Origin of the sequence: Sphingomonas flavalba (assembly GCF_004796535.1) — a bacterium.
In the GTDB taxonomy this organism is placed as follows: domain Bacteria; phylum Pseudomonadota; class Alphaproteobacteria; order Sphingomonadales; family Sphingomonadaceae; genus Sphingomonas_L; species Sphingomonas_L flavalba.
This window is the reverse complement of the sequence record NZ_SPHY01000003.1, coordinates 104232-118230: the sequence shown is the minus strand read 5'-3', so window position 1 is coordinate 118230 and position 13999 is coordinate 104232. Positions and strand designations below refer to the sequence as shown.

The window sequence follows — 13999 nt, the reverse complement described above, 5'->3', positions numbered from 1 at the left end:
TGGCACCGACGGCCGGTCGCCAGAGCAGTCCCATGTGCCCCGACGCATAGCTGTACAATCGACAACTATCATGTGGATGCACTCAGGGACTGGTGCTCTGCGACCTTTTCCGATATCCATCATCTCAATGATTCTTGAAACATTGAGATGAATATGGACGAGAAGCAGGCTCTCACAGCGTTTGCCGCGCTTTCGCAGGAGACAAGGCTACGTATCGTTCGGCTTCTTGTGACGGCCGGGCCCGAGGGAATGGCCGCCGGTGCCATCGGCGAAGCAGTGGACGGCGCGTCCTCCTCGCGCATGTCCTTTCATCTGAGCCATCTCGAACAGGCCGGGCTTGTTGAATCCAGGCGCGCCGGACGCTCGATTATCTACACCGCCGCGCTCGGGGTGCTCTCGGGCCTTATCGAATTCCTCATGCGCGACTGCTGCCAGGGGCACCCGGAAGTGTGCAACCCGGCCATGGCCGCGCTCTCAACTTGTTGCGAACCGACGAAAGCCGCCACCCATGCCTGATGCAAGCCAAGCTGATCGCATTTTCAATGTTCTGTTTCTGTGCACCGGCAACTCGGCGCGCTCGATCCTGGCCGAAAGCATCCTGAACAAGGATGGTTCGGGTCGCTTTCGCGCCTTTTCCGCCGGCAGTCAGCCCAAGGGGGACGTCCATCCTCTCGCGTTGAAGGTGCTAAAAAGCTTTGATTATCCGGCCGATGGCCTGCGCTCGAAGAGCTGGGAAGAGTTCGCCGTGCCTGATGCACCGGCCGTGGATTTCGTTTTTACAGTCTGCGACAGCGCGGCCGGTGAAGCCTGTCCGGTCTGGCCGGGCCAGCCAATGACGGCGCATTGGGGCATCGACGATCCCGCCGCGACGGAGGGCTCCGAGATCGAACAGGAAGCCGCTTTCGTCGCGGCCTTTCGCTACCTCAAGAACCGCATATCCATCTTCACCGCGCTGCCCGTCGCCAGCCTCGACAAGGCATCCCTGCGCGCCAAGCTCGCGGAGATCGGGCAATCGGATGGGACATCCTCGCCCCGCAACGGCGCCGCGTGAGGTCAGCCATGGACGTCATAATCTATCACAACCCCGACTGCGGCACTTCGCGCAACACGCTGGCGATGATCCGCAATGCCGGTGTCGAGCCCCATGTCATCGAATATCTCAAGACGCCGCCGTCAAGGGCGATGCTCGCCCGGCTCATCCAGCGCATGGGCATTCCGGTGCGCGCCCTGCTGCGCGAAAAGGGAACGCCTTATGGGGAGCTTGGTCTTGGCGATCCGGCGCTGACCGACGACCAGCTTTTCGACGCCATGATGGCGCATCCGATCCTCATCAATCGACCAATTGTCGTCACACCCAAGGGCGTGAAACTTTGCCGGCCCTCGGAAGAGGTGCTCGACCTGCTGCCGCCGCAGCAAGCCGAATTCATCAAGGAAGATGGCGAGCGCGTCATTGACGAGCACGCTCGCCGCGTGACGACCGCATAAGGGAAATCCATGTCCACATTCGAACGCTACCTGACCCTGTGGGTCGCGCTTTGCATCGTCCTTGGCATTGCACTTGGCCATTTTGTGCCGGGCGTGTTCCAGACGATCGGCGCCGCCGAAATCGCCAACGTCAATTTGCCGGTGGCGGGGCTGATCTGGCTGATGGTCATACCAATGCTGCTCAAGATCGACTTCGCCGCGCTGAGCGAGGTTGGCCGGCACTGGCGGGGCATTGGCGTGACGCTGTTCATCAACTGGGCGATCAAGCCCTTCTCGATGGCGTTGCTGGCTTGGCTGTTCATCGGCTGGCTTTTCCGGCCCTATCTGCCGGCGGGCCAGATCGACAGCTATATCGCCGGCCTGATCATTCTTGCCGCCGCCCCGTGCACTGCAATGGTGTTCGTCTGGTCGCACCTGACCAAGGGGGAGCCGCATTTCACGCTCTCCCAGGTCGCACTCAACGACGCGATCATGGTGGTGGCCTTCGCGCCGATCGTTGGTTTGCTGCTCGGCCTGTCGGCGATCACCGTACCATGGGGCACGCTCGTCCTATCGGTTGTGCTTTATATCGTGATCCCGGTGATCATCGCCCAAATTCTGCGCCGACGCCTCTTGGCAACTGGCGGACAAGCCGCGCTCGACCGGCTGCTCGCTATGCTAAGCCCGGTCTCGCTGACGGCGCTGCTGGTGACGCTGGTGCTGTTGTTCGGGTTTCAGGGCGAACAGATCATAGCACAGCCGATGGTCATCGGGTTGCTCGCTGTGCCGATCCTGATCCAGGTCTATTTCAACTCCGGACTGGCCTATCTGCTCAATCGGATCTCGGGGGAACAGCATTGCGTTGCCGGCCCCTCGGCGCTGATCGGCGCGTCCAACTTCTTCGAGCTGGCGGTTGCCGCCGCCATCAGCCTGTTCGGCTTCCATTCCGGCGCAGCGCTCGCCACCGTCGTCGGCGTGCTGATCGAGGTCCCGGTCATGCTCTCGGTCGTGTGGATCGTGAACCGCTCGAAAGGTTGGTACGAGCGGGGCAGCAAGACCGCGACTGTCGCGGAGGCGAACCACTCATGCTGAACGCTCTACCCAATATCGATCCCGGTTGCATCGATGTTCCCGATACTGACCGGATGCGGGCGTCGCCTTCGGCGCATCGGCCGCGCATCCTGCTGCTTTATGGCTCGCTGCGCGAGCGCTCCTATAGCCGGTTTCTGACGCAGGAGGCCGAACGACTGTTGAATGCCTTTGGCGCTGAAACACGTATCTTCGACCCGACCGGCCTACCATTGCCGGACGGAGCGGAAGTCGGTCACCCGAAAGTGCAGGAGCTGCGTGAGCTGTCGCTCTGGTCGGAGGGGCAGGTCTGGACGAGTCCGGAGCGGCACGGCGCAATGAGCGCGGTGATGAAGGCGCAGATTGACTGGATACCCCTTTCGGTCGGGGCCGTCCGGCCGACGCAGGGCCGAACACTGGCCGTCATGCAAGTATCGGGCGGCTCCCAGAGCTTCAACGCCGTCAATCAGATGCGGGTACTCGGTCGATGGATGCGCATGGTGACGATCCCCAATCAGTCATCCGTCGCCAAGGCGTTCCAGCAATTCGACGAATCCGGCCGCATGAAACCGTCCTCCTACTATGATCGCGTGGTCGACGTGATGGAGGAGTTGGTCAAGTTCACGTTGCTCACACGGGATGTCTCGACCTATCTCACCGATCGCTATTCGGAGCGCAAGGAAAGCGCCGAAGCGCTGATGGAGCGGGTGAATCTTTCTGCCGCTACCTGATGGCTCGCCGATGATGATGACGGCTCCGACCTTCTCCGAACCTATGTTGCCAGAACCTCTTCAAGCTGCCGCACCAGTGCCTGGCGCTTCTCTGCCTTCAGACCATCGAGGTTCTGTTGCCGCCATCGCACGGCCGGCAGTTCGGCGGCGGCCTCCAGGTTGAGGGTTGGCCAGTTGGGTTCGCCGCGCTCGAATGCCAACAGAAACTGGCGGTGCGCATTGGGCATCTCGCCGATCATGTCGGCAATCAGTGCTTCACGTGCCCCAAGCAGGGTCTCGAGTTCGACCGGTTGTCGCGTCATGCCGACGAACCCACGATCAAATTCTACCGCAATATCTTTACGCCGCACCGCCAGAACTTCGGCCATGGGGCGGTCGTGGCTGATCAGGTAGATGAGGAAGGCGCGACGCAGCGCATCGTCGATGCCTTCATTCGCCAGCAGATCACGCACGTCGAACAGATCGCGTGGATGTTGACGGTCGAGGGCGGCGACAATCTTGCCGGCATAAAGGTCGGAAAACGAGACGATCCGCATTTCGGCAAAGCCGAATTCGTCTTCCACTCTGGGTGAGACCGAACGTATTGCGGGCTCAAACACGCAGCCACGCAGGACCGGCGTCACCTCAATCTTTATTTGCGCGCCATCGCCACGGACGACGAGCTTGGTGATCACATTCTCGCGTGAACGGGACGGAGCGACACGGGAGCTGCGGACTGTCTCGGTAATGCGCTCGGCGATACGCGCCATCGCCGCATCGATCGTTGCAAGCGAGGTCACGCGGTCCTGCACGGGCAGGTAGGTAAGATCGATATCAACCGAGAGGCGCGGCAGGTCGCGCACGAACAGATTAATCGCCGTGCCGCCCTTCATCGCGAAGCAGTCTTCCGCGGCCACCGAAGGTAGTGTGCGGATCAGTAATGCGACCTGATTTCGGTAAGTGTCCGCAAATGCCATCAATACGTCTCGGCCAGTTCCTTGGGGACGGTGATCGCGTAGGTCGGGTCGTACCTGCCATCCCTGACCAGCATGCGCTTGCCCGATCCCAAGTCGATTGCGGTCCGGTCGACATGCTTGAGCCATGCATGGCGATGCCGGTCGGCAAAGAAGAAGAACAGGCGCTTCACCTTCACACTGCGGCAGCGGACAAGCAGCTTCTGGATCCGCCTCGGCGCAAGATCGCTCAGACCTTCCATAAGCACGTCGACCTGATTGAAACTTTCATGTTGCGGGAGTTCATCGAGAAGTTCGAGAACCGCCCGTTCGGGCGTCGATACCGTCAACGGCCAATCCCATTGGCCCCAGGGCAGAGCGCGCAGTCCGGCATCCTGAAAAGATCCCGCATCTCGCGCATCAGGTGCGCGGTCGGAAACGAGGGAGGGGAAGCTGATATCCTCCAGGTCGACCCCGAAAAGCGGCGTGCTGTTATGATACACGAATTGTTCCTTGAGCGGCAGCGTCGTGAGCCAGCTGGGCGGCCTTGCCGGACCGTGAAGGTGGATTTCGGAAAGATCCTGCGAAAGGTAATGGGCATAGCCTTGCAGCTCGAGGGCTGTCCGGCCGCCAACGGTGAGACGATAGCCGAGAAGCGTCTGCAGCGAGACGACCACCTGCTGCCAGCCAAGCTGCCCGCGAGGGCGCCGATAGACTCGGCGAGCCGGCTGCTCGAGCCAGCCCGAGGCGACATATTTGGTACGCAGCGAGGTTGAGTAGCCTTGAGCGGAAAGCCACGCGGCATCGACGAGCAACCCCTCTGGCAGGAGCTGCTCCAGCTGCTTTAACTTCCCTGTTGTTTGCTCACTCATGGTGAGTGTTTTAGCATAATTTCAAACTATGCGCCAGTTTGAAGGTGCCCAGGTTTGCTTCTCTGTGGTTCGCAAATCCGCACAAACGCAAACTGACCTCTTGTCCGCGGCAGGCCGCTCATTGTGATCAGCGGTGTTTTCTGGTACAGATTGGGTCGATCTGTGGGACGGCGTTCACAGCGTCGAGACTGGCAATTGACGCCGATTGTCCTTGAAATCCACAAATTTTTTTTCGCCCCTTTTTCCCTTTAAAATCAAAAGCGTAACATTTTGACTAGCCAGTAGTCGGTTTTTGTGCGCCTAAAGGCTATATTTATGCGCAATATCAATAACTTAAGTTGTATTTGGACGATTGAGTGGGAATGATTTCTTGCCTCCCCAGGCGGACTTCGGAAATTTCCCGGTGCTTGTTCAAGCATCGCGCGTGACAGCGGGCCGTCGCCAAGAGCTTCGATAATCTCCGCAAAGGTAGCGGGGTCCTCATCCTGCCCAAGCTTGAAGCGCGCGGTGTCATGGATCACCCGGGCACGGAAGGCGACGACGTGTGAAACCAGCCGGCCGAAGCGCGCGCCCATCCGCTCGACGGTCCAGGCATCAGCGCCGTGCCCCTCCATCGCCTCGACCAGCGCCCGGATCGCGGCTGCGTTATTCGCGGGCTCGAAATCGATTTCCACTTCGAATTGTGCCAACTGATAGTTCCAGGTCGGCGCCCAGCCGAGCTTCGACACCGCCGTCGGGCCGATATAGCCGTGCGCCCCGAGAAAGACGATCAGCGCCCGGGGCGTCGCCTGGGCGCGCGCGACATGCGGGTTCGCGCGCGCGAAATGCCCGATGATCGCGCGGACCGCGCCGGCATCGTCGGTTTCGGCAAGCAACGGCAGCGGCGTGGCGATATAGCCCTGCTCGTCGTGCGTCGTGATCAGCCCCAGCACCGTGTTGCGGATCAGGTTCGTGACATCGTCGGCACGTCTCGGTGCGAACCGGCTCATCGCATACCTCCCCAGCAGGCCGGCGCGGCACGCCCCGCGCGCTCGAGGGACTATCATCGGCCTAGCGAAATTGCCTGTCCATCGGCCGCGCCTCGTTTGCGGTCCTGGTTCAAAGCCGCCCCTCGCGGCTCGGCTCGGGCATCAGCAGGGCGGTCAGGAACGCGGTGCCCGCCGCAAAGGCGACGTACCAGTAGAACACGCTCTCATGCCCAAGCTGCTTGCAGAGCAGCGCGATATGCGCGCCTCGCCTACGACGTCGCCGACACCGTCACCTTGTGGGGCAGCTTCAATTACGGCGGCGTGTTGACCACCGCCCATTCCTTCCCCGGCCAGTATCGCACCGGCACGCTCACCATCCAGTGCGGAAATGCCGCCGGCGGTGCCAACCCGTTCCTGCCGGCTTCAGTCAATCAGGCGTGTGTCGACAACGGCATCACCAGCTTCGCAATGGGCAGCTACATCGCCGATCTGCCCGACACCGTCGCGGTGAACGAGCGCAACATGCACCGGTTCGCTGTCGGTCTCGACGGCAGCTTCGGCCTGCTCGGCAGCGAATGGCGGTTCAACGCCTATGGCGCGATCGGCAAGACCTTCACCAAGTCGACGATCGAGAACAACACGCTCAGTCGCCTGCTGTTTGCGGCGATCGACGCGGTTCCCGGCCCAGACGGCGTTCCGGTCTGCCGCTCGGCGGACGCACGCGCCGCCGGTTGCGTGCCGCTGAACGGCATCGGCACCGGCGTCGCCTCGCAATCCGCAATCGACTGGATCAGCGGCGAGCCGTGGCTGAAGACCTGGCTGCAGCAGGACGTCGCCGCCGTCAACGTCTCCGGCGAACCGCTCAACGGCTGGGCGGGGCCGATCTCGGTCGCGTTCGGCGCCGAGTATCGCCGGGAATCTTTCCATCAGGAGGCGGACGCCTTTTCCACCGGCGACGGTGGCAATGCGCTGCTCGCCGCCGGCGGCAACAACTGGTTCACCGGCAACTTCCGCCCGTCCCGCGGCGCTTTTCATGTCTGGGAGGGCTATCTCGAAACCGTACTGCCGGTGTTCGACAGCCGGCAGATCGGCAAGGGTGAACTGAGCGGCGCGGTCCGTGCCACCAGCTACAGCCAGTCGGGCTACGTCACCACGTCGAAGGTGGGCGGCACCTGGGAAACGCCGCTGGCGGGGCTGCGCCTGCGCGGCATCCTCTCACGTGACATTCGGGCGCCCAATCTGGCCGAGTTGTTCCGCGCGCCGTCCAACCTGTTTTCGTCTTTCACCGATTTCACCGGGCCGTTCGCCGGTCAGCGGTATGACGTCAATCAGGCGACGGTTTCCAACCTGAGCCTGCGTCCCGAAAAGTCCAATACGTTCGAGGTCGGCGCCATCTATCAGCCCGAATGGCTGCCGGGCGTCAGCGCGTCGGTCGATTTCTATCGTATCAAGGTCGACGATGCGATCAGCACGCTCTCCGGCGGCATCCAGCAAGTCGCGGATCTCTGCCAGCAAGGCTATCAGGATCTGTGCGCCGCCATCACGCGCGATGCGACGGGCAAGGCGACCGAGATCCGCCTGACGCCCATCAACCTCGCGTCCACCCTCACCAAGGGGCTGGATATCGAGGCATCCTACCGCACTTCCGCTCCGGCGCTGTTCGGTGCATCGGACGGCAAGATAACGCTTCGTGCGCTCGCCACGCACGTGTTCCGATACACCAACGAGTCCGGCCTCCCCGGCACCATCGCTCAGGAACGGGCTGGCGTGAACTCCAATGCCAACGGTACGGCGATTCCCAATTGGCGCCTGTACGCCACGCAGTCTTACAGCACGGACAAGTTCAGCATTACCGTCATCGAACGCTATGTCAGCTCCGGCGTCATCGCGGACAACTTCATCGAGTGCACCTCCGCGTGCCCGGTGCCGACCGCCAACAATCCGACGATCAATGACAACCACGTCGCCGGCGCCACCTATGTCGACATCGGCGCGACGCTCAAGATCACACCGAAGATCGAACTCTACGGCAAGATCGACAACGTGTTTAATGTCGATCCGCCGCTCGTGCCCTATTACGGCATCAACCCCTATCTGGTGCGCTCGGTGAACAACGGGCTTTATGACCTGCTGGGCCGTTTCTATCGCATCGGCGCACGCTTCTCGTTCTGACGCGGGGGTATCCGGAGAAAAGGAAAACGGGCGCCCGCCGACGGCAGGCGTCCCTTTCCTTTTGCGCGGGGGATCGGGCAGGAATAATTTTGCTGCTTCCTATGGCGACGGGTTATGGCGGCATGAATAATCGGGCGGGAAGGACGGAACTCCGCGCCCGGTCATTCAGGCACAAACCCAAGGGAGGCAGGGTATGGCGCGTTGGCTGATCAAGTCGGAACCGGTCAAGTATAGCTGGACCGACCTTGTCCGCGACGGCGAGACGGTCTGGGATGGTGTTCGCAACAACCAGGCGGCGCTCTACCTGAAGGCGATGAAGATCGGCGACGAGCTGCTCTACTATCATTCCAATGAGGGATTGGATGTCGTCGGCATCGCCAGGGTGGTGAAGGAGCATTTCATCGACCCGACCGACCCGAAGGCGCGCTTCGTCGCGGTGTCGGTCGCGCCGGTGCGGCCGTTGCCGCAGCCGGTGTCGCTGAAGGCGATGAAGGCGGAGCCGAAGCTGGCCGGCATGGCGATGTTCCGCCAGTTCCGCCTCTCGGTTACGCCGGTCACGGACGCCGAATGGGCGACGATCCTGGCGATGGGAGGGGCAGCGGCATGACCGTCACCCTGTACGGCATCAAGAATTGCGACACGATCAAGAAGGCGCGCGCCTGGCTTGAGGGGCATGGCGTCGCCTATGCCTTCCACGACTACAAGACGCAGGGGATCGATACCGCCCGGTTGAGCGGCTGGGTTGCCGAGCTGGGCTGGGAGACGGTGCTGAACCGCGCCGGCACGACGTTCCGCAAGCTGCCGGAGGCGGACCGGGCCGGGCTGGACGCGGACAAGGCGGTGGCGCTGATGCTGGCGCAGCCGTCGATGATCAAGCGGCCGATGCTCGATCTTGGCGACCGGCGGGTTGCCGGGTTCAAGCCGGATGCCTACGCCGCGCTGTTCGGCTAGAGCCTGTCCTGTTCGAGCCGGTGCCGTTTCCGCCTGAAGCGGACAAGCTCTAGGCTGGTCAGGCGCGGGCCGGCATCGTAAGGCGGCGGCATGTCTGACGCCCCGTCATTGTCCTCCGCCCCGCACGTCATCCGGCGTGAGGATTACCGGCCGCCGGAATGGCTGGTGCCGGAGATCGCGCTCGACTTCGACCTCGACCCGGCACTGACCCGGGTGAAGGCGGTGCTGTCGGTCCGGCGCAACGCCGGCGACGGGCCGCTGCGGCTGGACGGCGGCGGGCAGCAGCCGGTGGCGGTGCGCGTCGACGGCGCGAAGGCGGAATGGTGGATGGAGGGCGAGCAGCTGGTCATCCCGCTCGCCGGGGAGGCGCACAGCGTCGAGACCGAGGTCGAGATCGCGCCGGAGACCAATACCCAGTTGATGGGGCTGTATGCGTCGGGCGGGCTGCTGTGCACGCAGTGCGAGGCGGAAGGGTTTCGGCGGATCACCTTCTTTCCCGACCGGCCAGATATCCTATCGCGTTATCAGGTGAAACTCACCGCGGACCATGGGCAATTTCCGGTGCTGCTGTCCAACGGTGATCGTATCGGATCCGGAACGATGCCCGGCGGTCGGCACTGGGCGGAGTGGCACGACCCGTTTCCGAAGCCCTGCTACCTGTTCGCGCTGGTCGCCGGGGACCTGGCGGTCAACCGCGACAGCTTCACGACGATGGGCGGCCGGGTGGTCGAACTGGGCATCTGGGTGGCGGAGGCGGACCTGCCGCGCACCGACCATGCGATGGCGGCGCTGAAGGCGGCGATGGCGTGGGACGAGCGCGTCTACGGCCGCGAATACGACCTGGACATGTTCAACATCGTCGCGGTCGCCGATTTCAATTTCGGGGCGATGGAGAACAAGGGCCTCAACATCTTCAACTCGCGTTATATCCTGGCCGACCCGGAAACCGCGACCGATGCGGATTTCGATGCGATCGCCGGCGTCGTCGCCCACGAATATTTCCACAACTGGTCGGGCGACCGGGTGACCTGCCGCGACTGGTTCCAGCTATCGCTGAAGGAAGGTTTCACCGTCTACCGCGACCAGAGCTTTTCCGCCGACATGGGCAGCGCCGCGGTCAAGCGGATCGAGGACGTCCGCGTGCTGCGTGCCGCCCAGTTCCCCGAGGATGCCGGCCCGCTCGCCCACCCGGTCCGCCCGGAAAGCTACATGGAGATCGCCAATTTCTACACGGCGACGGTGTACAACAAGGGCGCCGAGCTGATCCGGATGATGGCGACGATGCTGGGGCCGCAGCGGTTCCGCGCCGCGACCGACCTGTATTTCGCCCGGCACGACGGCACGGCGGCAACCTGCGAGGACTTCGTCGTCGCGATGGAGGAGGGCGGCGGCATCGACTTTGGCCGCTTCCGCCGCTGGTACACGCAGGCCGGCACGCCGCGCGTCGCCGCGTCGCTGACCCATGCGCCGGCGAGCGGCAAGGCGGTGCTGCATCTGACGCAGGCGGTGCCGCCGACGCCGGGCCAGCCCGACAAGCTGCCGCAGCCGCTGCCGCTGCGCGTCGCGCTGTTCGGCGAGGCGAGCGGCGCGCGGCTGTGCGACGAGCGGCTGGTGGTGCTGGACGAGGCCGAAGCCGAGGTGGTGTTCGACGGCATCGGCGAACGGCCGCTGCTGTCGATCAATCGCGGCTTTTCGGCGCCGGTGATCGTCGACGCGAACCGGTCCGCCGCCGAACTGGCCTTCCTATCCGCCCATGACGACGACCCGTTCGCCCGCTACGAGGCGATGCAGCAACTGATGCTCGACCGGCTGGTCGCGACGGTGACCGGCGGCGACGGCGACCCGGCGCCGGTGGTGGCGGCGGTGCGCGCGACGGTCGCCGACCCGACGCTCGACCCCGCCTTCGTCGGCGAGGCAATCGTCCTGCCCAGCGAGGCGTTCATCGGCGACCAGCTCGCCAGCGTCGACCCGGACGCGGTGGCGCGGGCGCGCGACGGGCTGCGGCAGGCGATCCTCGACGGCATCGGCCACGGCGCCTGGCGGGCGCTGTGGGCGGCCAACCGCGACAACCGCTACGATCTGGACCCGCGCGCCAAGGGACGCCGCCGGCTGAAGAATGTCGCGCTCGGCTATCTGCTGGCCGACGAGGCGCCGGACGCGGTGGCGCTGGCCGCCGACCAGTATCGCTACGCCGACAACATGACCGACCGGCTGGCGGCGCTGCAATTGCTCGCCAGCACGCGCGGCGCGACCCGCGATGCGGTGCTCGCCGATTTCCACGACCGCTGGGCCGACAACGGGCTGGTCCTCGACAAATGGTTCACCGCGCAGGCGCTCAGCACTCGCGCCGACGTCGTCGATCTGGTCGAGGCGCTGGCCCGCCACCCGGCCTTCACCCTGGCCAACCCCAACCGCGCCCGCGCGCTGATCGGCGCGTTCGCGACCAATCAACGCGGTTTCCACGCCGCCGACGGCCGCGGCTATCGCTTCGTCGCGGAGATGCTGATCGCGCTCGACCGGCTAAACCCGCAGACGGCGGCGCGGCTGGTGCCGCCGCTTGGCCGCTGGCGCCGGTTCGAGCCGGGCCGCGCCCTGCTGATGAAGGCGCAACTGGAGCATATCCTGGCCGCGCCGCGCCTGTCGAAGGACGTGTACGAGCAGGCGTCGAAAAGCCTGGGCTGAACCGGCGCGGCCGCCACCGGGGAGCGGGGCTGGCCGGGTTGTTCGCTCGTGCGAGGGGCGAGGCTATGGCGTCGGGGTGCCGGCGGGGTCGTGCGCCTGCGCGCAGTGCGATACCTCGATCGTGACGTGGCTGAGCCATGCCAGCGGGGCGAGGCGGGCGCGGTAGGCGGCGGGCGGCTGCGGTTCGGCGGCGACCAGCGCGACGATCGCGGCATGGGCGCCCGGCCCGACCTGCCAGACATGGAGGTCGGTGACGGTGACGTCGCCGGGGCCGGCGATCCGATCCGCGACATCGGCGATCAGGTCGGTTTCCGACGCGTCGACCAGCACCCGCGCGCAGTCGCCGAGCAGCCCCCAGGCCCAGCGGGCGATGACGATCGCGCCGACGATGCCGACCGCCGGGTCGAGCCAGAGCCAGCCGAACTGGCGGGCGCCGAGCAGGGCGAGGATGGCGAGGACCGAGGTCAGCGCATCGGCGAGGACATGGAGATAGGCCGAGCGGATGTTGCGATCGCCCTCGTGGCCGCCGGCAGCATGGGCATGGGCATGATGGCCATGCTCGTGGCCATGTTGATCGTGGTCGTGGTCGTCGCGCAGCAGCCAGGCGCTGACCAGGTTGACCAGCAGGCCGAGCGCCGCGACCAGCATCGCCTGGTCGAAGGCGATGGGGCCGGGGGTGACCAGCCGGCCGACCGATTCGACGACGATGCCGAGCGCGACGACGCCGAGGATGATCGCCGAGGTGAAGCCGGCAAGGTCGCCGACCTTGCCGGTGCCGAAGGTGAAGCGCGGATCGCCGGCGCGGGTGCGGGCATAGGCATAGGCGGCGGCGGTGATCGCCATCGCCCCGGCATGGGTTGCCATGTGGAACCCGTCGGCGAGCAGCGCCATCGAGCCGGACAGCCAGCCGACGGCGATTTCGCCGACCATCGTCACCGTGGTCAGCGCGACGACGATCAGCGTCCGCCGTTCGTTGCGGACATGGCTGGCCGGCAGGTAATGGTGGCGGTGGCCGTGATCGGCGGCGCTATGCCCGTCGCGCATCAGCCGGCCCGTGCGTGGTCATCGTTCAAACGGGCTCCTTTGCCGGCAGTACGCCGCGCCGAATTTGGTCCAGTTCGATCGATTCGAACAGCGCCTTGAAATTGCCTTCGCCGAAGCCGTCATTGCCCTTGCGCTGGATGATCTCGAAGAAGATCGGGCCGACCATGTTCTCGGTGAAGATCTGGAGCAGCAGGCCGCCGCCGGTTTCCGGCGCGCCGTCGATCAGGATGCGGCGCTTGCGCATCTCGCCGATGTCGTGGCCGTGGCCGGGCAGGCGCTGGTCGATCATGTCGTAATAGGTTTCGGGGCTGTCCTGGAACCGGATGCCGTTGGCGCGCAGCGCGTCGACCGTCGCGAAGATGTCGTCGGTAGCCAGCGCCAGATGCTGGATGCCTTCGCCCTTATATTCCTTCAGGAACTCCTCGATCTGCGAATGTTCGTCCTGGCTTTCGTTCAAGGGGATGCGGATCTTGTCGTCCGGCGCGGTCATCGCCCGGCTGACCAGCGCGGTCTGCTGGCCTTCGATGTCGAAATAGCGGATCTCGCGGAAATTGAAGATCGTTTCGTAGAACGATGCCCAGTGGTTCATCCGGCCGCGGTTGACGTTGTGGGTCAGGTGGTCGAGCGTGTGCAGGCCGACACTGTTGGCGTTCCGTTCCGCGCCCGGCACCGGCCGGAAATCGATATCGTAGATCTCGTGCGCGCCGTAGCGGTCGACCAGATAGAGGTTGGAGCCGCCGATCCCCTCGATCGCGGGGATGTTCAGCTCCATCGGGCCGACCCGGCCCTCGATCGGCTTCGCGCCGCGCTTCACCGCCTCCTCGAACGCCTGGGCGGCGTCGTGGACGCGGAACGCCATCGCGTTGGCCGACGGGCCGTGGGCGTTGCGGAAGGCCGCGGCCTGGCCGTCCGTATCCATGTTGAGCAGGAAGTTGATGTCGCCCTGCGCGTAGCGGCGGACGTTCTTCGAGCGGTGGGTGGCGATATGGGTGAAGCCCATGGCGGAGAACAGGCTGGCCAGTGCCTCCGGATCAGGGCCGGTGAACTCGACGAACTCGAAACCGTCGAGGCCGAGCGGGTTGTCGTGCGGGTTGGGTGTGGTCATTGGAAATCAC

General features: G+C 64.4%; 14 protein-coding genes. 9 read left to right on the top strand and 5 right to left on the bottom strand.

The annotated features are described in order from the left end of the window. The first annotated feature begins 153 nt into the window (after positions 1-153). Genes E4A53_RS04285 through arsH form a run of 5 tightly spaced genes read left to right on the top strand, consistent with a single transcriptional unit; the run spans position 154 to position 3263 of the window. Positions 154-516, top strand: coding sequence for an ArsR/SmtB family transcription factor (locus E4A53_RS04285; RefSeq protein WP_136161865.1), 363 nt, complete (start codon positions 154-156; stop codon positions 514-516). Continuing rightward, positions 509-1051, top strand: coding sequence for an arsenate reductase ArsC (locus tag E4A53_RS04280; RefSeq protein WP_136161864.1), 543 nt, complete (start codon positions 509-511; stop codon positions 1049-1051). The genes E4A53_RS04285 and E4A53_RS04280 overlap by 8 nt, the downstream gene beginning before the upstream one ends. An 8-nt stretch (positions 1052-1059) precedes the next feature. After that, a complete protein-coding gene (gene arsC, locus E4A53_RS04275; protein WP_136161863.1) occupies positions 1060-1485 on the top strand; it encodes an arsenate reductase (glutaredoxin) in 426 nt (141 codons plus the stop codon). A 9-nt stretch (positions 1486-1494) separates the two neighbouring features. Then, positions 1495-2556, top strand: a complete 1062-nt coding sequence (arsB, locus tag E4A53_RS04270) for an ACR3 family arsenite efflux transporter (protein WP_136161862.1) — start codon at positions 1495-1497, stop codon at positions 2554-2556. After that, positions 2550-3263, top strand: coding sequence for an arsenical resistance protein ArsH (gene arsH / locus E4A53_RS04265; RefSeq protein ID WP_136161861.1), 714 nt, complete (start codon positions 2550-2552; stop codon positions 3261-3263). The genes arsB and arsH overlap by 7 nt, the downstream gene beginning before the upstream one ends. A gap of 41 nt (positions 3264-3304) precedes the next feature. Here the strand turns inward: arsH and E4A53_RS04260 are convergent, their stop codons facing one another. The 3 genes from E4A53_RS04260 to E4A53_RS04250 all read right to left on the bottom strand — a co-directional run bounded on the left by E4A53_RS04260 (position 3305) and on the right by E4A53_RS04250 (position 6056). Beyond that, positions 3305-4219, bottom strand: a complete 915-nt coding sequence (locus E4A53_RS04260) for a nucleotidyl transferase AbiEii/AbiGii toxin family protein (RefSeq protein ID WP_136161860.1) — start codon at positions 4217-4219, stop codon at positions 3305-3307. Then, positions 4219-5067, bottom strand: coding sequence for a type IV toxin-antitoxin system AbiEi family antitoxin domain-containing protein (locus E4A53_RS04255; protein ID WP_136161859.1), 849 nt, complete (start codon positions 5065-5067; stop codon positions 4219-4221). Before E4A53_RS04255 ends, E4A53_RS04260 begins: the two co-directional genes overlap by 1 nt. 254 nt (positions 5068-5321) lie before the next feature. Continuing rightward, the gene (locus tag E4A53_RS04250; protein ID WP_168694307.1) at positions 5322-6056 is read right to left on the bottom strand and encodes an FMN-binding negative transcriptional regulator; all 735 of its coding nucleotides are present in this window, start codon (positions 6054-6056) and stop codon (positions 5322-5324) included. Between the two features lie 96 nt (positions 6057-6152). On the opposite strand from E4A53_RS04250, the gene E4A53_RS04245 reads away from it, so the two are divergent. From E4A53_RS04245 to pepN, 4 genes are all read left to right on the top strand, one after another. After that, positions 6153-8207: a TonB-dependent receptor domain-containing protein gene (locus E4A53_RS04245; RefSeq protein WP_136161857.1), complete on the top strand. Its 2055-nt coding sequence runs from the start codon at positions 6153-6155 to the stop codon at positions 8205-8207. A 193-nt stretch (positions 8208-8400) separates the two neighbouring features. Further along, positions 8401-8814, top strand: a complete 414-nt coding sequence (locus E4A53_RS04240; protein WP_136161856.1) for an EVE domain-containing protein — start codon at positions 8401-8403, stop codon at positions 8812-8814. Next, the gene (locus tag E4A53_RS04235) at positions 8811-9158 is read left to right on the top strand and encodes an ArsC family reductase (RefSeq protein ID WP_136161855.1); all 348 of its coding nucleotides are present in this window, start codon (positions 8811-8813) and stop codon (positions 9156-9158) included. The genes E4A53_RS04240 and E4A53_RS04235 overlap by 4 nt, the downstream gene beginning before the upstream one ends. Positions 9159-9248: 90 nt before the next feature. Continuing rightward, the gene (gene pepN, locus E4A53_RS04230) at positions 9249-11840 is read left to right on the top strand and encodes an aminopeptidase N (protein WP_136161854.1); all 2592 of its coding nucleotides are present in this window, start codon (positions 9249-9251) and stop codon (positions 11838-11840) included. 63 nt (positions 11841-11903) lie between these two features. On the opposite strand, the gene dmeF is transcribed toward pepN, so the two are convergent. After that, entirely contained in the window at positions 11904-12884 is a 981-nt protein-coding gene (gene dmeF / locus E4A53_RS04225) for a CDF family Co(II)/Ni(II) efflux transporter DmeF (RefSeq protein WP_136161853.1), read from the bottom strand. Positions 12885-12909: 25 nt separating this feature from the next. Beyond that, the gene (hppD, locus tag E4A53_RS04220; protein ID WP_136161852.1) at positions 12910-13989 is read right to left on the bottom strand and encodes a 4-hydroxyphenylpyruvate dioxygenase; all 1080 of its coding nucleotides are present in this window, start codon (positions 13987-13989) and stop codon (positions 12910-12912) included. Between the last annotated feature and the right edge of the window lie 10 nt (positions 13990-13999).